The organism is Stenotrophomonas sp. TD3, assembly GCF_001939825.1.
Taxonomy (GTDB): Bacteria; Pseudomonadota; Gammaproteobacteria; order Xanthomonadales; family Xanthomonadaceae; genus Stenotrophomonas.
Map to the genome: position 1 here is coordinate 3490708 of NZ_MOYM01000001.1, position 19477 is coordinate 3510184.

Annotated in this window: 15 protein-coding genes; 9 read left to right on the forward strand and 6 right to left on the reverse strand. The window is 67.6% G+C overall.

The features are described from left to right. Window positions 1-212 precede the first annotated feature (212 nt). Window positions 213-1847: an NAD+ synthase gene (locus tag BKE09_RS16235; RefSeq protein WP_075676421.1), complete on the forward strand. Its 1635-nt coding sequence runs from the start codon at window positions 213-215 to the stop codon at window positions 1845-1847. Window positions 1848-1989: 142 nt separating this feature from the next. Here the strand turns inward: BKE09_RS16235 and BKE09_RS16240 are convergent, their stop codons facing one another. Then, on the reverse strand, window positions 1990-3192 hold the full coding sequence (locus tag BKE09_RS16240) for a lipase family protein (protein WP_075676422.1): 1203 nt from the start codon (window positions 3190-3192) through the stop codon (window positions 1990-1992). A 190-nt stretch (window positions 3193-3382) separates the two neighbouring features. Further along, window positions 3383-4270, reverse strand: coding sequence for an outer membrane protein assembly factor BamD (locus BKE09_RS16245; protein ID WP_042358918.1), 888 nt, complete (start codon window positions 4268-4270; stop codon window positions 3383-3385). Window positions 4271-4383: 113 nt separating this feature from the next. Here BKE09_RS16245 and rluD point away from each other — a divergent pair, with 113 nt between their 5' ends. The 4 genes from rluD to BKE09_RS16265 are packed head-to-tail and all read left to right on the forward strand — an operon-like array spanning window position 4384 to window position 7082. Then, on the forward strand, window positions 4384-5373 hold the full coding sequence (gene rluD, locus BKE09_RS16250; protein WP_014038257.1) for a 23S rRNA pseudouridine(1911/1915/1917) synthase RluD: 990 nt from the start codon (window positions 4384-4386) through the stop codon (window positions 5371-5373). Continuing rightward, a complete protein-coding gene (pgeF, locus tag BKE09_RS16255) occupies window positions 5373-6143 on the forward strand; it encodes a peptidoglycan editing factor PgeF (protein ID WP_075676423.1) in 771 nt (256 codons plus the stop codon). Before rluD ends, pgeF begins: the two co-directional genes overlap by 1 nt. 20 nt (window positions 6144-6163) lie before the next feature. Next, entirely contained in the window at window positions 6164-6670 is a 507-nt protein-coding gene (locus tag BKE09_RS16260; protein ID WP_083663103.1) for a DUF4166 domain-containing protein, read from the forward strand. Further along, window positions 6645-7082, forward strand: a complete 438-nt coding sequence (locus BKE09_RS16265) for a thiol-disulfide oxidoreductase DCC family protein (RefSeq protein ID WP_075676425.1) — start codon at window positions 6645-6647, stop codon at window positions 7080-7082. The genes BKE09_RS16260 and BKE09_RS16265 overlap by 26 nt, the downstream gene beginning before the upstream one ends. A 124-nt stretch (window positions 7083-7206) precedes the next feature. Here BKE09_RS16265 and otsA read toward each other — a convergent pair whose 3' ends face one another. The 4 genes from otsA to BKE09_RS16285 all read right to left on the reverse strand — a co-directional run bounded on the left by otsA (window position 7207) and on the right by BKE09_RS16285 (window position 13748). Continuing rightward, entirely contained in the window at window positions 7207-8571 is a 1365-nt protein-coding gene (otsA, locus tag BKE09_RS16270; protein WP_075676426.1) for an alpha,alpha-trehalose-phosphate synthase (UDP-forming), read from the reverse strand. Then, on the reverse strand, window positions 8568-10349 hold the full coding sequence (locus BKE09_RS16275; protein WP_075676792.1) for a glycoside hydrolase family 15 protein: 1782 nt from the start codon (window positions 10347-10349) through the stop codon (window positions 8568-8570). The genes otsA and BKE09_RS16275 overlap by 4 nt, the downstream gene beginning before the upstream one ends. A gap of 39 nt (window positions 10350-10388) precedes the next feature. Further along, window positions 10389-11147: a trehalose-phosphatase gene (otsB, locus tag BKE09_RS16280; protein ID WP_075676428.1), complete on the reverse strand. Its 759-nt coding sequence runs from the start codon at window positions 11145-11147 to the stop codon at window positions 10389-10391. Window positions 11148-11312: 165 nt separating this feature from the next. Continuing rightward, window positions 11313-13748 carry a TonB-dependent receptor gene (locus tag BKE09_RS16285; protein WP_075676430.1) on the reverse strand — a complete coding sequence of 812 codons (2436 nt, stop codon included), beginning with the start codon at window positions 13746-13748 and terminating at the stop codon, window positions 11313-11315. Between the two features lie 214 nt (window positions 13749-13962). Here BKE09_RS16285 and BKE09_RS16290 point away from each other — a divergent pair, with 214 nt between their 5' ends. From BKE09_RS16290 to BKE09_RS16310, 4 genes are all read left to right on the forward strand, one after another. After that, on the forward strand, window positions 13963-14445 hold the full coding sequence (locus tag BKE09_RS16290; RefSeq protein ID WP_075676432.1) for a DUF3574 domain-containing protein: 483 nt from the start codon (window positions 13963-13965) through the stop codon (window positions 14443-14445). Window positions 14446-14481: 36 nt separating this feature from the next. After that, window positions 14482-15339 (forward strand): SH3 domain-containing protein, encoded by an 858-nt coding sequence (locus BKE09_RS16295; protein WP_075676794.1) that lies wholly within the window; start codon window positions 14482-14484, stop codon window positions 15337-15339. A gap of 109 nt (window positions 15340-15448) precedes the next feature. Then, a complete protein-coding gene (locus BKE09_RS16300; protein ID WP_075676434.1) occupies window positions 15449-17167 on the forward strand; it encodes a thiamine pyrophosphate-dependent enzyme in 1719 nt (572 codons plus the stop codon). A 676-nt stretch (window positions 17168-17843) separates the two neighbouring features. Continuing rightward, the gene (locus BKE09_RS16310; protein ID WP_075676438.1) at window positions 17844-19448 is read left to right on the forward strand and encodes a hypothetical protein; all 1605 of its coding nucleotides are present in this window, start codon (window positions 17844-17846) and stop codon (window positions 19446-19448) included. Window positions 19449-19477: the final 29 nt, after the last annotated feature.

Consider the following 19477-nt stretch of genomic DNA (forward strand, 5'->3'; position numbering starts at 1 on the left):
CGCTCTTGTAGAGTCGAGCCATGCTCGACTTGCTCCAACAGAAAGGCCGCCTCCGGGCGGCCTTTCTGCATCTGGCGTCCTGGCCATCCCGGCAAGCCCATCCACGCATGGCGTGGATCTACTGAGCCGGGGCTGTCCACGCAGCGAGCGCGCCGGGCGCGCGCATGGCGCAGCGCTACAATGGCGGCATTGCAACCACAGGCTGGATTCCCATGGCTTCGATCCGCATCGCGATGGCGCAGTTCGACTTCCCGGTCGGCGATGTCGCCGGCAACACCGAGCGCATCATCGAGATGATCGGCCAGGCGCGCGACGAGTACGGCGCCGAGCTGGTGATGTTCCCCGAGCTGGCGGTGAGCGGCTACCCGCCGGAGGACCTTCTGCTGCGCCCGGGCTTTCTGTACGAGTGCGAGCAGGCGATGGCCCGCATCGCCGCCGCCTGCCGTGGCATCACCGCCGTGGTCGGTTGGCCGCAGGCCGCCGGCGCGGTGGTCTACAACGCCGCCAGCGTGCTGCGTGACGGCCTGGTCGAGCAGACCTACCGCAAGCGCGAGCTGCCCAACTACGCGGTGTTCGACGAGCGCCGCTACTTCGACGTCGATCCGGATGGCGGCAGCTGCGTGTTCGAGGTCAATGGCATTCCTGTCGGCCTGCTGATCTGCGAGGACCTGTGGTTTGCCGAGCCGCTGGCCGACACCATGCGCGCCGGTGCGCAGCTGGTGGTGGTGCCGAATGCTTCGCCGTACGAGCGTGGCAAGCACGCCCAGCGCGACGCGGTGCTGGCCGCGCGCACCCGCGAAAGCGGGGCTGCGATCGCCTATCTCAACGTGGTCGGTGGACAGGATGCGCTGGTGTTTGACGGCGCTTCGGTGGTGGCCGACGGTGACGGCACGGTGCACCCGGCTGCCGCCGCCTTCGTCGACCAGTGGCTGGTGGTGGAGTACGACGGTGAAACCCGCCGCTTCATGCCGCACGTGTGGATGGACGATGGCGACGAGAGCATGGACGCGCTGGCCTGGCGTGCGGTGACCCGTGGCATCCAGGACTATTGCCGCAAGAATGGCTTCAAGAAGGTGTGGCTGGGCCTGTCCGGCGGCATCGACTCGGCGATCGTGCTGGCCATGGCGGTGGACGCGATGGGTGCGGAGAACGTGACCGCCGTGCGCCTGCCCTCGCGCTACACCGCGGGCCTGTCCAGCGACCTGGCGGCCGAGCAGTGCCAGGCGCTGGGTGTGAAGCTGGAGGCGGTGTCGATCGAGCCGGCATTCAAGGGCCTGATGGAAGCGTTGGCGCCGATGTTCGAGGGCACCGCGCCGGACGTGACCGAAGAGAACCTGCAGTCGCGCAGTCGTGGCGTGATCCTGATGGCGCTGGCCAACAAGTTCGGTGGCCTGCTGCTGACCACGGGCAACAAGAGCGAGTATGCGGTCGGCTACGCCACCATCTACGGCGACATGTGCGGTGGCTATGCGCCGCTGAAGGACCTGTACAAGACCGAGGTGTTCGGCCTGTCCAAGTGGCGCAACACGGTGGGCGGCGCGCCGGTGATCCCGCCGGCGGTGATCAGCCGCCCGCCGTCAGCCGAGCTGCGCGAGAACCAGCTGGACCAGGATTCGTTGCCGGCCTATGACGTGCTGGACGGTATCCTGTACCGCTACGTCGACCAGGAGCAGTCGCGCACGGAGATCGTGGCCGCCGGCTACGACGCAGCCGTGGTCGACCGCGTGCTGCGGCTGGTGCGCATCAGCGAGTGGAAGCGGCACCAGGCCGCGCCGGGGCCGAAGGTCTCGCGCCGCGCCTTCGGCCGCGAGCGACGTTACCCGATCAGCAACGGCTACAAGGGCTGAGGCAGCGGTTGGCGGGTAGTGCCGGCCGCTGGCCGGCAACCCGTACATCGCGTATCCACGTGTGGCGTGGCTCTACTGTGATCGGTAGTGCCGGCCGCTGGCCGGCAACCCCGTACACCGCGTATCCACGCATGGCGTGGCTCTACCGAACGTCGTCGAGCAGTTGTTCGAGGCCGGCTGTTTCGGTGGCTTCATCGAAGTGGCCGTCCTCCAGCCGCGCACGCACGAAAGCCAGGCCATCGGCCGCCGCTGCGTCCAGCGTACCGCGGTGATCGACCGGGTAGCGCCGGAACGCGACCGGCTCGCCGCGCACGGCCAGGCCTGCGGCGTACAGCAGGGTGGTCAGATAGGGCACGTCGCGGTCCTCGCTGCCATGGGCCAGCATCAGCGGCTGGCTGAAGCCGCGGCGCGGTACACCCAGATAGTCGTACAGCACCGCCCAGATGCCCGGCACGCTGGTCAGTGGTGCAGTAAACATGCTGCCGGTATCGGCGCCGTCCAGCGTGGCGGTCAGTTCGCTCAGGCACTGCTCGCGGGCCACTGCCACACGGGCACGACCTGCGTCGCTGAGGACGCGGTCGATCTGAGGCGCGACCTGCAGCAGGCCGTCGAGCAGATACGCGTGATATGCGTTGGGTGCGCCAGGATTGGCGGTGCGGTTGCCGGGATTCATCACCAGCGCGGTCAGTTCGACTGCGGTGGGCGTTCCGGCGGTGAAACTGCCGCGGTACTGCAGGGATGGGCCGCCATGGGAGGCGGCCAGATGGCCTGCTGTCAATGCGGCCGCGCCCCCCTGCGAATATCCGACCGAGACCCAGCGCGGCGACAATGTTGCCGTACCCAGGTACTGGCGGCTGGCCTTGACCATGTCGATGGCGTTGCGCGCCGCGGTACGCACGTGCAGGTAGGCATGATTGCCTGGGCTGCCCAGGCCCTGGTAGTCGGCGGCGGCGACGGCATAGCCCTGGGCCAGGAACACGTCCAGGAAGCGTCCGTCGCGTTCGGCATGGGTGGGGCCGGAGACCGACGGCGCACAGCGATCCGCGATGCCCTGGGTGCCATGTGCCCAGGACACCACCGGCCACCCGCCCGCAGGTGCCGCGCCGGCGGGCAGGTACAGCAGGCCAGTGCCTTCGGCCAACTGGCCGCGGTGGTCCGGGGTGCGATAGTGCAGCTTATACGCTTGGGCGGCCCTGGACGGCACCCAGGGCGCGCGATAGGGGGCGGCAGACAGCAGATCGCCCGGTGCGTCCCGCGCGGCGGCCGAGGGCGCCAGGGTCAGCGCCAGCAGGGCGCTGGCGAGAAGGCAGGACAGGAAACGGAAACTACAGGGCCGTGTCGGCATGGGGCGCTCCGTGATGGCCGGTGTGGCCGCAGCGCCGCAGTGTGGACACCCCCGCCCAGGCGGGGTGCGACCGCCGTCGCAACTGCCGGGGATTCGTAGCATTCCGAGTGTCGTGGTCCATTGGTGCACGAACCATCCACGCATGGCGTGGATCTACCGACAAAGAAAAGGCCCCTTTCGGGGCCCTCTCTTACTTCTTTTCCAGTCGTGCGTTGCGCTGGCCGGTGCTGGCGGACTTCTCGCCGGCGAACGGGTTCAGCTTGCGGATCATCCACGGGTACTTCGGCCACTTGCCTTCCAGCCACGGGTGGTCCGGCTGGTTCAGCTGCAGGACGCGACGGGCGTCGTCGGCCAGGGTCTTGTTGCCCAGGTGGGTGTAGGAATCGGCCAGCACGGCCACGGCGTCGTACTGGAAGGCGCTCTGCGGGTAGGTTTCCAGCAGGTAGTTGGCGCGGCCCACGGCCGAGACCCAGGCGCCGCGGCGCATGTAGTACAGGGCGTTGTCCAGCTCGTGCTGGGCGAACACGTCACGCAGCTCCAGCATGCGCTGGCGCGCATCGGCGGCGTAGCGGCTGTTCGGGTAACGATCAACCACGATGTTGAAGTCCGAGTACGCCTGGTGCGGCGTGGACAGATCGCGGCGGCTGGCGTCCAGCGACCATACGCGGCGCAGGAAAACCGTACTGCGGTTGGAGTTGGCCAGGCCGCGCAGGTAGTACAGGTAGGCGATGTTGCGGTGCGTCGGGTAGGTACGGATGAAGCGGTCGATGCTGGACACCGCGTCATCGTGCTTGCCGGCCTTGTACTGGGCGTAGGCGGTTTCGATCATCGCCTGCTCGGTGTAGGGGCCGTAGGGGTACTGGGCCACCAGGCGGCGGAAGCTGGCTTCGGCGCCGCTCCAGTTGCCGCCCTGCATCAGCTTGTGGCTTTTCTCGTACAGCTGTTCGACCGGCGTCCCTTCATCGGGGCGATCACCCTTCTTGGCGCCGCGATGGCAGCCGGTTGCGGCGATGACCAGCACCAGCAGCAGGGCGGTGAGGCGGACGGGCGCGGAGAGCATGGCGGAGCGTCGGATCATGGGGTCGAGGCGGGACGCGGCTGGAATACGAAGGGTCGATGATAGCCTAGTGTCCTGTCCAGCGACTGAAACCGGCCGCCGGGACCCCAAAATTTCAAAGAATGCCCCCTGCCATGTCTGAACAACCCTCTGAATCGGCCCGCCAGGCCATCGTCCCCGACACCGCTGCCGGCCGTCGTTTCGACGCCGTCGTGGCCGAACTGTTCCCCGAATACTCGCGTTCGCGCCTGACCGAGTGGATCAAGTCCGGTGACGTCCTGCTGGACGGCGCCCAGGTGCGCCCGCGCGATCCGCTGCGCGGCGGCGAGGTGGTGACCCTCCATGTGGTGCTGGAAACCCAGACCGACGCGCAGCCGGAGGACATCCCGCTGGACGTGCTGTTCGAGGACGAGCACGTGCTGGTGATCAACAAGCCGGTCGGCCTGGTGGTCCACCCCGGCGCCGGCAACCACAGCGGCACCCTGGTGAACGCCCTGCTGTTCCGCGACCCGTCGGTGGCGGTGCTGCCGCGCGCGGGCATCGTGCACCGCCTGGACAAGGACACCAGCGGCGTGATGGTGGTGGCCAAGACCCTGGAAGCGCAGACCGCACTGGTCGAGCAGCTGGCGGCCCGTGACGTGCACCGCCAGTACCTGGCCATCGTGATGGGCGCGCTGGTGGCGGGCGGTACCGCCGATGCCCCGATCGACCGCCACCCGCGCGACCGCCTGAAGATGGCGGTGCGCGAAGACGGCAAGGAAGCGGTGACCCACTACCGCCTGCGCGAGCGCTTCCGTGCGCACACCGCGCTGGAGTGCCGCCTGGAAACCGGCCGTACCCATCAGATCCGCGTGCACATGGCGCACGTGCGCCACCCGATCATCGGCGACCCGCTGTACGGCGGTGCGCTGAAGCTGCCCAAGGGCGCCAGCGACGAGCTGGTGGCCGCGCTTCGCGGCTTCAAGCGCCAGGCCCTGCACGCCGAGACCCTGGAGTTCATGCACCCGATCACCGGTGAGCCGGTGCGCAATACCGCGCCGGTGCCGGAGGACATGCTGCACCTGATGAAGGTGCTGCGCGAAGACAGCGAAGCCTTCGCTGCCCGCGAGCGGGACCGCTGGTGATGGCGGCCGCGCTGCCGTTGCTGCAGGCGGACTGGCCGGCGCCGGCAGGCGTCCATGCGCTGACCACGCGTCGGCATGGCGCGGGCATTTCGCCGGCACCGTTCGCGCAGTTCAACCTGGGCAACCGGCACGCGGCCGATGGTGATACCCCGGCCAACGTGGAGCACAACCGCCAGCTGCTGCAGCAGGGGCTGGCACTGCCCTCGGCCCCGCACTGGCTGCGCCAGGTGCACAGCAGCACCGTGCTGCGCTTCACCGCGCCGCCGGTGCCTGGCACCAGCGAACCGGTGGCCGACGCCGCAGTGACCTCGGTGCCGGGCGTGGTGCTGGCGATCCTGACCGCCGACTGCCTGCCGGTGGTGTTTGCCGCGGCCGATGGCAGCGAGGTGGGCGCGGCCCATGCCGGCTGGCGTGGGCTGGCTGACGGCATGCTGGAGGCCACGGTGGCCGTCATGCAGACGCCGCCGGCGCAGCTGCGGGCCTGGCTGGGCCCGGCCGCCGGACCGGCCGACTACGAGATCGGCGAGGAGGTCTTCCACGCTTTCGTCGGCCATGATCCGGCCGCCGAGGCGGCGTTCGTGGCTACCCGCGCCGGCCACTGGAAGGTGGACCTGTTCGCGCTGGCGCGACAGCGCCTGCAGGCGGCGGGGATGGACCCGGCGCAGGTGTATGGCGGCACGGTGTCGACCATGGCTGATCCTGACCTGTATTCGCACCGGCGCGATCGTCGTACCGGGCGCATGGCGACCCTGGCCTGGATCGCGCCCTGACCCCGCCGCTGTTCGCACGGGTGCTGGGGCCGGCCTTCGCCACCCTGGCAGCGCCGGTACAGGCCCTGCATGTCGCGCCGTTGCCCTGCCGCTACGTGGGGCAGGCGCGCATCGTGAGGGGGCGGCACTGGCTGGTGCCGCTGCTGGCCGCGTTGGCGCGGTTGCCGAAGGACGGCGACGCGCTGCCCACCGAAGTGGCGTTCAGTGCACGCGGGCAGGGCGAGCAATGGGCGCGGCGGTTTGGCCGCTGGCCGATGGTGTCGCGATTGTGGGCGCACGAAGGGTATCTGCGCGAGCAACTGGGCGCAGTGCGCTTCGAGTTCGATCTGCAGGCCCGCGACGGTGGCATCGACTGGTCGGTGCGGCGGGTCTGGGCCTTCGGGCTGCTGCCGCTGCCGACGCGCTGGTTTGGCGGTGTGCGCTGCCGTGAAGCCTGGCAGGGTGAGCGTTACACTTTCCTGGTCGATGTGACGCTGCCCTGGGCTGGAGCCCTGATTCGCTATGAAGGCTGGCTCGAACCGCAGTGATGCTGCCGCCGAGGCGGGCAGCGCGGTGATCGTGTTCGATGGTGTGTGCGCGCTGTGCAACCGCTGGGTGCGCTTCCTGCTGCGTTTCGACCGCACGGGGCGCTACCGCTTTGCGGCGATGCAGGGGCAGCAGGGCAGCGCGATGTTGCGCGCGCACGGGCTGGATCCGCAGGACCCGATGTCGTTCCTGCTGCTGGATGCACAGGGCGCCTGGACCGATACCGATGCCATCCTGCGCGTACTGACGGGCCTGGGCGGCGCCTGGCGCCTGAGCGCTGTGCTCCGGATGGTGCCGCGTCGCTGGCGCGATGCGGCGTATCGGACGCTGGCGCGCAATCGCTATCGCTGGTTCGGGCGGCATGATGCCTGCCATCTGCCTGCACCGGAACAGGCTGCGCGGTTCCTGGATTGATCGCCGGCCTTCTGTAGAGTCGAGCCATGCTCGACTGGGTTTTTTCCCCTGCCGATAGCAGTCGAGCATGGCTCGACTCTACAAGAGCCAGTCGAGCAGGCTCGACGCTACAGGCGCGGCATCGTCAGCCTTCGAGCGCGTCCAGGTAGCTGCGGCGCCAGTGGTTGATGTCGTAGGTGCGCAGGTGTTCCATCATCGCGTGCCAGCGCTCCTTGCGCCTGCGCAGCGACATCGTGGCTGCGGTGGCGATGGCGTCGGCTACGCCATCCAGGTCGTGCGGATTCACCAGCAGTGCCTGCTTGAGTTCGTCGGCGGCGCCGGCCAACAGTGACAGCACCAGCACGCCGGGATCCTCCGGGTCCTGCGAGGCCACGTACTCCTTGGCCACCAGGTTCATGCCATCGCGCAGCGGCGTAACCAGGCCGACCGCCGCCGCCCGGTAGAAGCCGGTGAGGGTGGCATGGGTGAAGTTCTGATTGACGTAGCGCAGTGGCGTCCAGTCCGGTTCGGCGTGGCCACCGTTGATGTGGCCGGCGATCTGCTCCAGCTGGCTGCGCAGCTGCCGGTACTCGGTGACATCGCCGCGCGAGACCGGGGCGATCTGCAGGTAGGTCAGCGAGCCGCGCTGGTCGGGATGGCGCTCAAGATACCGTTCGAAGCCGAGGAAGCGCTCGGGCAGGCCCTTGGAATAATCCAGGCGGTCCACGCCGATCGCCAGCTGGCGATCACGCAGGCTGGCGCGCAGGTTCTTTACGGCGGCCTTGGTGGCGGCGGTACCGGCCTGGCGCGCGATCAGCTCGGTGTCGATGCCGATCGGGAAGGCGGCCGCACTGAAGCGGCGGCCGCCTGGTGCTTCCAGCTCGCCGTTGTCGAGTACGCGACCGCCGCCGAACAGGCGCAGGTAGGTCTGGAAGCGATCCGCATCGCGCTGGGTCTGGAAGCCGACGAGGTCGTAGGCGTACAGCGCCGAGAACAACCGCAGGTGGTCGGGCATGGCCTGCAGCAGGTCGGCCGACGGCATTGGGATATGCAGGAAGAAGCCGATGCGGCAGCCGATACCACGCTCGCGCAGCAGCGCGCCGAGCGGGATCAGGTGGTAGTCGTGGATCCAGACGATGTCATCTTCGCGCAGCAGCGGCGCGAGCTTGTCGGCGAACAGCGCGTTGACCTTGTGGTAGGTCTCGCGGGTGCCCCGGTCGTAGTCGACCAGATCGAGGCGGAAGTGCAGCAGTGGCCATAGCGTGCGGTTGGCGAAGCCGTTGTAGTAGCCATCGACCTCGCGCTTGCTCAGGTCGAGGGTGACGAATTCGATGTCGCCGTCCTTCTGCGTGTGCAGCGTGCCACTGCCGTCGCGCACGCTCTTGCCGCTCCAGCCGAACCACATGCCGCCGCGTTCCTTCAGCGCGGCCAGCAGGCCCACCGCCAGGCCGCCGGCACGGTTCTCGCCCGGCACGGCCACGCGGTTTGAAACCACAACCAGACGACTCACGATGCCTCCTGCCAGGACCGCGACAGGCGCATCGCGGCGGTGATCAGGCCGACGTGCGAATAGGTCTGCGGGAAGTTGCCCCAGGCTTCGCCGCTGTCGAAGGCCAGATCCTCCGACAGCAGGCCCAGATGGTTGCGCTGCTTCAACAGCAGTTCGAACATCCCGCGTGCCTCGTCGAGGCGCCCGATGGCGGCCAGCGCATCGATGTACCAGAACGTGCAGATGGTGAAGCTGGTTTCCGGTTCGCCGAAGTCATCTGGTGCGACATAGCGGTACAGCGAGTTGCCATGCTTGAGGTCGCGGCCGATGGCTTCAACGGTGGCGACGAAGCGGGCATCCAGCGCGTCGATGAAGCCGATGTCGGCCAGCAGCAGCAGCGAGGCGTCCAGCCGATGACCACCGAAGGTATCGGTGAAGTGGCCCAGTTCTTCGCTCCAGGACTCGGCCATGATGCGCGCGTGGATGGTGTCGGCACGCTCGCGCCAGTAGCGGGCGCGGTCATCGCGCTTCAGGCGCACGGCGATCTTGCACAGGCGGTCGCAGGCGGCCCAGCACATCGCGCTGGTGTAGGTATGCACTTCGGTGCGGCCGCGGAATTCCCACAGGCCGGCATCGGGTACGTCGTGCAGGGCGAACGCCTGCTCGCCGAGGGGTTCGAGGCGGGCGAAGGTGTGCGCATCCCCCGGGTCCTGCAGGCGGCGGTCGAAGAACAGCTGGGTGGAGGCTAGCACCACGCTGCCGTAGACATCGTGCTGGCGCTGCACCCAGGCCAGGTTGCCGCGCCGTACCGGGCCCATGCCGCGATAGCCGGACAGGCTGGGTACTTCGTCTTCGTCCAGCCTGGCCTCGAAGCCGATGCCGTACAGCGGCTGCAGCGTGCCATCGGTGGTGGCCAGGTTGAAGATGTAGCCGAGGAACTGTTCCATCGTGCGTGTTGCGCCGAGGCGGTTCAGTGCACGCACCACGAACGCGGCATCACGCAGCCAGCAGTACCGGTAGTCCCAGTTGCGCACGCTGCCGGGGGCTTCCGGTATGGAGGTGGTCATCGCCGCGATGATCGCGCCGCTGTCCTCGTACTGGCACAGCTTCAATGTGATGGCACTGCGGATCACCGCGTCCTGCCATTCCAGCGGAATGGACAGGTAGCGCACCCATTCGCGCCAGTAGTCGCGGGTGCGCTGGAAGGCTTCCTGCACATAGCCACTGATCGAGCGGTTGAGCGATTCATCCACGCCCAGGATCAGGTGGATGGGATGATTGAGCACGAACGGCAGGCCATCGCGGATGAAGCGCACCGGCACGTCGGTGGTCAGCCGCAGCACGTGTTCGGGCAGGATCCAGCGCACATGGTTGCTGCCCCAGGTGGACTCGGGCACGCGCGCGCCCCAGTCCGCCAGCGGACGTGCACGCACGGTGATGCGGGGGCTGCCGGCCAGAGGGCGCACCTGGCGGATCAGGCTGACCGGGCGGTAGAAGCGGTCGTTCTGCCGCCAGCGCGGGGCGAAATCGAGGATTTCCAGTTCGCCGCCGTGCGCGTCGCGCAGCACGGTGCGCAGGATCGCGGTGTTGGTCAGGTATTCCTGCTCGCTGCTGGCGAAGTCCTCCAGCTCGATGGCGAAGTCGCCACCGGTCTGCTGGTTGGGGCCGAGCAGGGCACAGAAGGTGGGGTCGCCGTCGAAGGTGGGCAGGCAGCTCCAGACAACGCGGGCACGTTTGTCGACCAGGGCGCCGAAGCTGCCGTTGCCGACCACGCCCAGATCAAGATCGGGTTGGGTCATCACGCGGTACATCTCGGTTGCGGCCGTGGGGTGGCCGGGTCAATAGGCATTCTCACGCAGCCAGGCGTGCACGCTGCGTATGTCGGGCAGCGCGAATACCGCTTTGCTGGGTTCCCGTTCGCCCACCAGCACGCTCCAGCCATGCTGGCTGTTGGCGGCGTCGAAGCCGAACTCATCGGTGAGGTCGTCGCCGAGGAACACCGGCAGGCGGCCGCGGAACGGCAGGTACTGCATCATCCGCCGCACGGCGCGGCCCTTGTCGGTGCCGACGGGAACGAATTCGACCACATGGTCGCCGGGTTGCAGGCGGTAGCTGGCACGGCCGCGCACATGGCGGTCGGCAAAGGCGCGGACATCACTTGCTGCGTGCGGCGCGCCTCGCCAATGCAGGGCCAGGCCGACGCCCTTGTCTTCCACCAGCACGCCGGGATGGCCGTGGGCGAAGCGCATCGCCTGCTGGTGCAGCGCGTGCAGCCACTCGGCGGTGTCGTCGTCGTGTTCGTCGCGCAGCACACGACCGTCCTCGCCACGCAGTTCGTGCCCATGCAGGCCGGCGGCGGGAAGTTTCAACGGCGCGAACAGCTGGTCCAGCTGTGCAAGCGGGCGACCACTGACGAGTGCTACGGCACCTTCCAGGCGGTCGCTGATGCGGCCGATGGCTTCACGCACATCCGGCAGCAGCTGCACGGCATCCGGGCGTGCAGCGAATTCGATCAGAGTGCCGTCGACATCGAGGAACAACGCGCAGGCGTCGTCCAGCAATGGCGGTGGCGGACGCAGGGGGAGCGGTTCAGCCATGGCGCCCAGCTTGCCAGCGTGGGCGTGTACGTGGGGTCGAGGGCATGCTACGGCCCTGCTTCGGTGGGTGCTGACCGTTGGTCGGCATGGCAGGTCAGCCTGCATCGAGCTCAGGCAGTGCGGACCAACGGTCCGCACCCACCGGGAGTCATTGGTCCAATGCGATCAGAACGTATAGCGGACGCGGCCGTAGTAATACGCGCCGTTGCTGCCGATCGGCGACAGCACGTCATACGGCAGGTTGCCGAAGTAGTGGATATCGCTGTTGGATCGATCCGGGTAGTTGTCGGTCAGGTTCTGGCCGCCGATGGCCACGCTCCAGCGCGGGGTGATGCGGTACTCCACTTCCGCATCCAGCTGCCATTCGGCCTGGTAGGTCTGGCGCGGGATGTAGCCGTCACCGAAGTTGAACACGCGGGTGGCGCTGCCATAGCGGTTCACGCGGGTGCTCAGCGACCAGTGGTCGTTGCTCCAGGCGGCCGAGAAGCTGCCACGCGTACGCGGGGTGGCATCGGTGAGGGTGTTGGTCTCTTCGATGCCGAACAGCACGTAGTCCGGGTTCAGCGCGCGCAGCCGCGCCGGCGTGGCCAGCACGTTCTTCAGCGTGGTCTTGGTGTACGCATAGGTGCCGGTCAGCAGCAGCTGGCCATCGCCCAGCGACTGGCGCCAGTTGCTCACCAGCTCGGCGCCGCGGGTGCGGGTATCGGCCGCGTTGACGAAGAAGCTGGCGCTCTGCAGGCCGCTGACGCCGTAGTTGGCCGCCACGTAGTCGGTCAGCGCATCGCCGGTGATGCTCTCCGACAGCGCGATGCGGTCATCGATGTCGATCTGGAAGAAGTCCAGCGACAGGTCGAAGTGCTCACCGATGCGGCTGGTGAAGCCCAGCGAGGTGTTGATCGATTTTTCCGGCTTCAGGTTCTGCGCACCCAGGCCGCGTGCGATCGGATTGTTGACCGACAGCAGGCGGCCCTGCACCAGCTGGCCGCCAGCGTTGTAGCCGGTGGAGGTGGACTCGTAGCCGATCTGTGCCAGCGACGGTGCGCGGAAGTTGTTGGAGATGGCTCCGCGCAGCGCGAACGCCGGGGTGAATTCATAGCGCAGGCCGAGCTTGCCGGTCAGTTCACCGCCGAAGTCGTCGTTGTGCTCGTAGCGTGCGGCCAGATCGGTGGAGAACTTCTCGCCGAACTGGCTGGACAGGCTGGCGTAGGCACTGGCCACGTCGCGCGACAGGCGGGCCGCATCCTGCGGGGTCAGGCCGCCACCGGCCTGCGAGCCGGTCGGGCGATCGGTGTAGGGGCCGGCGGCGTAGCTGGCCGGGTCACCGGGACGGGTCTGGTAGCGCTCGTGGCGTGCTTCCACGCCCAGGCCCAGGGTGTGGCTGATGCTGTCGCTCTGGGTGAACACGCGGCTCAGGTCGAGGTTGCCCACGGTCTGCGCGTACTCGTAGTCGGCGGTCTTGAAGCGGGTCGGGCTGGTCGGGCCCAGCGACGCGTTGAGCGAATCACGCAGTCGGTAGGTGAAGTCGTTCTCGCCGTAATCCAGGCTGCCGTCGTAGCTCCATTCACCCCACTGGCCGCGCACACCGGCCACGGCCTGCACGTCGCGGTTCTCGCCTTCGGAGATCGGCCGGTAACCGTTCGGATAGACCTGCTTCCAGTTGGCATCGCCATCGGGATAGCGGAAGTAGTTGGCGCCTTCGGTATCCCGCTGGTTGAAGGTACCGAACGCGTAGAACGTCGAGGTCTGGCCTACCGGGATCTCGGTGTTCAGCCACAGATTGATGTCCTTGCTCTTGCCATCGCCCAGCACATAGTTGCGCTTGCCCTGCAGCGCCAGGTTGTCCGGGGTCTGGTCCCACGGCGGAATCTGGTCGAAGCCGGCGCGGTTAGTGCCGTTGCGGTGCTTGTACTCCAGGCCCACGCGCAGGAAGCCACCGTCCTCGCCCAGCGAGGTGCCGACCTTGGCGCTGATGTTGCCGGTCTGGCCGTCGGTGAGAGTGCGCCCGATCGGCTTGAGGTCGGTGTGGTTGGCTCCGTAGCTGGCCTCGATCTCACCGCCGTCGCCGCCGTTGTCGAGGATCACGTTGATCACACCGGCCACCGCATCCGAGCCGTACAGCGCACCGGCGCCGTCGCGCAGCACTTCGATGCGCTTGATCGCGCTGACCGGGATCGAGTTGAAATCGACCGGCGTGGTGCCCTTGCCGATCTTGCTGTCGGTGTTGACCAGCGCGGTGTGGTGGCGGCGCTTGCCATTGACCAGCACCAGCACCTGGTCCGGTGACAGGCCACGCAGCTGTGCCGCGCGCACGTGGTCGGCGCCACCGGAGTTGGACTGGCGCGGGAAGTTGAACGACGGCAACAGCGCCTGCAGCGCACTGCCCAGCTCGCCGTTGACCACGCCGGCCTTGCGGATGTCCTCGGCGGTGAGCACGTCCACCGGCGAGGTGGATTCGAGCACGGTGCGGTCGGCAGCACGGGTGCCGGTGACGATCACCGTGTCCAGGTTGGTGGCGTCCTGGGCCAGGGCCGGGACGGCGGCGGAGGAAAGCGCGAGTGCGATGGCGAGGCCGAGCGGCGACGCGGGCAGGCGGACGGACATGGGGGCTCCAGCAACAACGACGACGGGGAAGGGGTAGATGGTTTCACTTACATCCATCCGGATGAAGCGATATATTATCTTCGCGTGATGACCGGTGCCGATGCAAGCCCCTGCCGGTCCGGCATGAGCTGATGCCCTGTTGGCATCAGCACGCCGGGCCGGTGGCGCTGTACGCTGCCGGCTCGCCTTGTCCCCCTTCCCCGGAGCTGTACCGATGAAACACCTTGGCCTCGTCTTCGCCGTGCTGCTGGCCACCAGCGGCTGCGCCAGCCTGTCCTCGCAGGCGCCCAGCGCCTATGCCACGGCCACCACCGCCGAACTGAAGGGCGATGCCGCACGGCCGTCCGCTGGCCACGGCTGGGTGCGCAGTGAGCTGTACTTCGGCGTGGGCGAGGAGCAGGGCGCCGGCAACCGCCCGCAGGCCGACACCATCAGCGAGACGCAGTGGCGCACCTTCCTGGACAAGGAAGTCACCCCGCGCTTCCCGGATGGCCTGACCGTGTTCGATGCCTACGGCCAGTGGCTGTTCCGCGGCGATGCCTCGCCCAATCGCCTGCGCACCAAGGTGCTGGTGGTGCTGCACGAGGACACCCCGCAGCGCCGCGCCGATATCGAGGCGATCCGCCTGGCGTGGAAGCAGCAGACCAAGCATCAATCGGTGCTGTGGTCGCGGCAGCCGGTCGAGGTATCGTTCTGAGGTGAAGGTGCCAGCGCGGTGCCGCAGGGAGCGATGATGAACTACAGGGAGTGCATGCTGGGCCTGGTGTTGGCAGGCGTGGTGGCACCGGCGGCGCAGGCGCGTGGGGATGACGGCGAAACGCTGCGGTTCCAGGTGGCCGCTCACGTGCAGGCGCACGCCGATCCCCAGCAGGACGGCAGCATCGTGGTGCAGCTGTCACCGTCGGGCAAGCGCCAGACGCTGGCGGGTGCGGCGGATGCCGACGGCAATTCGCAATGGTCGCTGGAAGACGTCGATTTCGATGGCTACCCGGAACTGGTCGCGCGCGCCTCGGTAGGCATGGTCAACGAGGCGGTGGCGGTGTACCGCTTCGATCCGGCCAGTGCCGGGTTCCGCGCGTTGCAGGCCGACACCCATGGCAAGGACAGCTGCGGTGACCTGATGGGGCTGAGTGTCGACCGTCCGAGCCGCACCCTGACCAGCAGCTGCCGCAGCGGCCCGATGTGGTACACCGACCAGTACCGGTTTTCGGGTGCAACGCTCTACCTCTACCGCAGCGAGACTGTGCTGATGCTGGGCGACACGGTGAACGCCGCGCTGCATTGGGAACAGACCGACGAGCAGGGCCCGCTGGCGGTCTGGCGCACCTATGATCCTGCTGGTCGTGTGTTGGAGAGCGCCATCGGCGATGGCCTGGGCGCACCGCCGGATGGACCGCTGCGTGGTCAGCAGGCCACCGTGGTGCCCGCGCGGTTGTTCCTGTTCGATCGGCCCGGTGCTTCCAGTACGAAGCGCTATCTGGTGCAGGGCGACCGCGTGGAGCTGCTGGATGAACAGGACGGCTGGGTGAAGCTTCGGTTTCTCAATCCGAAAAGCGGCGTGGTGGTGGGCTGGATCAACGTTAACGATTGACGAGACGTCTATCCGCAGTTTGCATATCGAGGCGATGGGCAACTTGCCCACGGGGGCATCACTTCACCGGGTCTAGCCTCGGACGTTCCCCCGTTCGAGGATGTATCCGATGAGCAAGCGCGTGGCCGAAATCGTGGTGGACGCCCTGCAGCAGGCCGGTGTCCGCCGTTGCTACGGCATCGTGGGCGATACGCTCAACCATGTGACCGATGCGATGCATGGCAGCGAGATTGCGTGGGTGCATGTGCGCCATGAAGAAGTGGCAGCGTTCGCCGCCGGCGCCGATTCGCTGGTGAGCGGCGAGCTGACCGCGTGCGCCGGTTCCTGCGGCCCCGGCAGCCTGCATTTCATCAACGGCGTGTTCGAGAGCAACCGCAACCGCGCGCCGATGGTACTGATCGCCAGCCAGGTGGTGACCAGCGAACTGGGCATGGAATTCCCGCAGGAAGTGGACTTCAAAGCGGTGTACGCCAGTTGTTCGGTGTTCTGCGAGCAGGTGCACAGCGCCGAACAGGCGCGACGTGTGGTCACGCTGGCCTGCCAGGCCGCGATCAGCCGCCGCGGCGTGGCGGTGGTGATCCTGCCCGCCGATATCAGCCAGGCCGAGGTGAAGCACGATGTGCCGTTCTCGGTGCACTACACCCAGCCGGTGCTGCGCCCGTCGGATGCCGAGCTGCAGCGCATCGCTGAGCTGCTGGGGCAGGGCAAGCGCATCGGCATCTATGCCGGTGCCGGTTGCCAGGGCGCACACCCGCAGCTGCTGGAGCTGGCCCGGCGCCTGCAGGCCCCGATCGCGCACACCTCGCGCGCCAAGGACTTCGTCGAGCCGGACAACCCTTACAACATGGGCATGACCGGCATCTTCGGCATCGAATCCGGCTTCCACACGCTGATGGAGTGCGACACGCTGCTGCTGCTCGGCGCCGATTTCGCGTGGGGCCAGTTCTACCCGGACAAGGCCACGATCATCCAGGTCGACCGCGATGGCAGCCACCTCGGCCGCCGCCATCCGGTGAACCTGGGCGTGGTCGGTGACATCGCACCGACGCTGGACGCCTTGCTGCCGATGCTGCCGCCGCGCGAGGACAGCAGTTTCCTGGACGAGTGCATCGAGCGCCGTGACAAGGCGCTGAAGAAGCGCGAACAGGAAGAACAACCGGGCGAAGGCGAGTTGATCCACCCGCAGCACCTGACTGCGCTGCTGTCGAAGTACGCGACAGACGACGCGCTGTTCACCGCCGACGGCGGCTCGCCGATGGTGTGGGTGCTGCGGCATATCCGGGTGAATGGTCGCCGCCGCACGCTGACCAGCCTGCTGCACGGAACGATGGCCAACGCGATGCCGCAGGCGCTGGGCCTGCAGAAGGCGTTCCCCGGCCGCCAGGTGATTTCGCTGTCCGGTGATGGTGGCCTGGCAATGCTGCTGGGCGACCTGCTGACCGCAGTGCAGGAAAATCTGCCGATCAAGGTGGTGGTGTTCAACAACGGCTCGCTGAATTTCGTCGAGCTGGAACAGAAGGTGGAAGGCCTTCTGGACAACTACACCGACCTGAAGAACCCGGACTTCGGCCGCCTGGCCGAGGTGATCGGCTTCCATGGCCGAACGGTGACACGCAGCGAGGACCTGGAGGAAGCGGTGCAGGATTTCCTGGCGCAGCGTGGCCCGGCGTTGCTGGACGTGCACACGAGTCGCGCCGAGCTGGTGATGCCGCCGCAGATCGAGGCCAAGCAGGTGGCCGGTACAGCGCTGTATGCGGCCAAGGCGGTGTTGAACGGCCGCTTCGACGACGTCAAGCATCTGCTGGTGGACAACTTTCTGAAGAAGTGAGGGGTTGGTCGATGCAGGGCTGCGCCCTGCACCCGCCGAGGCCAATGCAACCGCCGAAGCAAGGTCAAAAGCAGGTTTGCCGTGAGTAGGCGGGGTGGGTCCGGTTGCGGGGGACGCCGTAAATACGTCCCTGTAGGCTCGGTCGCGCCATCCATTGCGCTCACGCCCCCGCAACCGGACCCACCCCGCCTTCAACAGTCTTCCGCTGCTGTTGGTAGGTGTCGACCTTGGTCGACACGGTAGATCCACGTCATGCGTGGATGAACGAAGGAACGATCTGAATGATCTTCTGTAGAGCCGAGCCATGCTCGGCTCAGAGGCTTCGCGTACAGCAGCCGAGCATGGGCTCGGCTCTACAACGAGCGCCTGCCTTTGCTTTTGATCTTTTGATTCTCTTCCGTGGCTGGCATGCGCAGGAAACTGTCAGGGGCCGGGCGGGTAGGCTGCGCAGGATCGTGAGCCGCATGGATGCGGCGACCGAGCTTACATGGATGTACTTGCAGCGCCCCCTGCGCAGGCTACCCGCCCGGCCCACCCCCTGAGGTCCGCTGTCCGAGACCAACTCCCAGCTACGAGGGGCCCCGCCGTTGGCTGGAACCCATCATTCCACGACAGAATTGGCGCGCTGGCCCCGCTGGGCCTACCATCGGCGGTCCCCACCCCCACCGCCCCTTCCATGTCCGCTCCCGCTTCCGCCGCACCGCGTCGCTGGTTCGTCGCCGGCGACTTCAACGGCTTCTTCGGCCTGGTCGTCGACAACCTCTCCATCCTCGGCTTCATCGCCATGGCCCTGGTCGGGATCTTCCAGTTCCCCGCCGACGTGGTATTCGGCCGCATGTTCCCCGGCACAGCCTTTGGCGTGCTGGTCGGCAACCTGCTGTACACCCTGATGGCGCGCCGGCTGGCTGCGCGTACCGGCCGCGACGATGTCACCGCCATGCCGCTCGGCCTGGATGCCCCCACCAGCATCGGCATGGCCCTGCTGGTGCTCGGTCCGGCCTTCATCGCCTTCAAGCAGCAGGGCATGGATCCGCATGCCGCGGGCATCGCTACCTGGCAGCTGGGCATGGCCGCGCTGGTCATCATGGGCGTGCTCAAGTTCGTGCTGTCGTTCTTCGGCGAAGCAGTCACCCGCGCGCTGCCGCGTGCGGCGCTGCTGGGTTCCATTGCCGGCATCGCGCTGGTGCTGATGGGCCTGCTGCCGCTGCTGGAAACGCTGCGCTCGCCGCTGGTCGGCTTCACCACGCTGGGCCTGCTGCTGTATGTGCTGATCGCCAAGGGCAAGCTGCCGGTGCGTGGCCCGGGCGTGCTGCTGGCCTTCGTGTTCGGCACCGTGCTGTATTACGGCCTCGGCCTGGCCGGCTTGGGCGCGCCGGGCTTCCATGTGCCGGCGTGGGTACCGCCGCAGGTGGTGCTGCCGCTGCCGACGCTGGGCTTCCTCGACGGCCTGCCCACCGCGATGACCTACCTGCCGCTGCTGCTGCCATTCGGCCTGCTGATGGTGGTCGGTGGCATCAACGTGTCCGAAAGCGCGCGCGCGGCCGGCGATGACTACCGCACCCGCGACATCCTGCTGGTGGAAGCGGTGGCCACGCTGGTGGCCGGTGTCTGCGGCGGCGTGGCGCAGACCACACCGTACATCGGCCAGCCGGCGTACAAGCACATGGGCGCCCGCAGCGGCTACACGCTGCTGACCGGCCTGTTCGTCGGCATCGGCGGCATGCTCGGCATCATCTCCGGGCTGGTGCAGTGGCTGCCGTTGGCGGTGCTGGCACCGATCATCGTGTACGTGGCCATCGACATCACCACCCAGGCCTTCCAGGCCACGCCGCGCCACCACACCGGCGCGATGGTGTTCGGTTTCCTGCCGTCGGTGGCCTACCTGCTGGCGATCAAGGCGCCGGGCTGGATCGCGCCGGACCAGCTGCCGCAACTGCTGACCAAACTGGATGGCCACGGATTGCCTGAGCTGGCGGTGATCTTCACCCTCGGCAACGGCTTCATCATCACCTCGATGCTGTGGATTTCGGCGGTAGCCGCGATGGTCGATGGCCGCCTGCGCCGTGCCTGCGGTTTCCTGCTGGTGGCCGCGGGTCTGACCCTGTTCGGCCTGATCCATTCGGTGGATCCGCGTGGTGGCATCTACCTGCCGTGGGATCTGGACGGGCTGGCGCGCATCATCAGCTGGCAGTTCGCCGGCGCCTACGTGGCACTGGCGCTGCTGCTGGGCCTGCTGTCACTGCAGAAGCAGGCGGTGAAACCGCTGGGTGAGAACAGCTGACCCCACGGTAGTACCGGCCGCTGGCCGGC

Bases quoted from the DNA above. Each gene is read 5' to 3' on its own strand.
- BKE09_RS16235 (WP_075676421.1), top strand. From the start codon at position 213: ATGGCTTCGATCCGCATCGCGATGGCGCAGTTCGACTTCCCGGTCGGC.
- BKE09_RS16240 (WP_075676422.1), bottom strand. From the start codon at position 3,192: ATGCCGACACGGCCCTGTAGTTTCCGTTTCCTGTCCTGCCTTCTCGCC.
- BKE09_RS16245 (WP_042358918.1), bottom strand. From the start codon at position 4,270: ATGATCCGACGCTCCGCCATGCTCTCCGCGCCCGTCCGCCTCACCGCC.
- rluD (WP_014038257.1), top strand. From the start codon at position 4,384: ATGTCTGAACAACCCTCTGAATCGGCCCGCCAGGCCATCGTCCCCGAC.
- pgeF (WP_075676423.1), top strand. From the start codon at position 5,373: ATGGCGGCCGCGCTGCCGTTGCTGCAGGCGGACTGGCCGGCGCCGGCA.
- BKE09_RS16265 (WP_075676425.1), top strand. From the start codon at position 6,645: ATGAAGGCTGGCTCGAACCGCAGTGATGCTGCCGCCGAGGCGGGCAGC.
- BKE09_RS16275 (WP_075676792.1), bottom strand. From the start codon at position 10,349: ATGACCCAACCCGATCTTGATCTGGGCGTGGTCGGCAACGGCAGCTTC.
- otsB (WP_075676428.1), bottom strand. From the start codon at position 11,147: ATGGCTGAACCGCTCCCCCTGCGTCCGCCACCGCCATTGCTGGACGAC.
- BKE09_RS16285 (WP_075676430.1), bottom strand. From the start codon at position 13,748: ATGTCCGTCCGCCTGCCCGCGTCGCCGCTCGGCCTCGCCATCGCACTC.
- BKE09_RS16290 (WP_075676432.1), top strand. From the start codon at position 13,963: ATGAAACACCTTGGCCTCGTCTTCGCCGTGCTGCTGGCCACCAGCGGC.
- BKE09_RS16295 (WP_075676794.1), top strand. From the start codon at position 14,482: ATGAACTACAGGGAGTGCATGCTGGGCCTGGTGTTGGCAGGCGTGGTG.
- BKE09_RS16300 (WP_075676434.1), top strand. From the start codon at position 15,449: ATGAGCAAGCGCGTGGCCGAAATCGTGGTGGACGCCCTGCAGCAGGCC.
- BKE09_RS16310 (WP_075676438.1), top strand. From the start codon at position 17,844: ATGTCCGCTCCCGCTTCCGCCGCACCGCGTCGCTGGTTCGTCGCCGGC.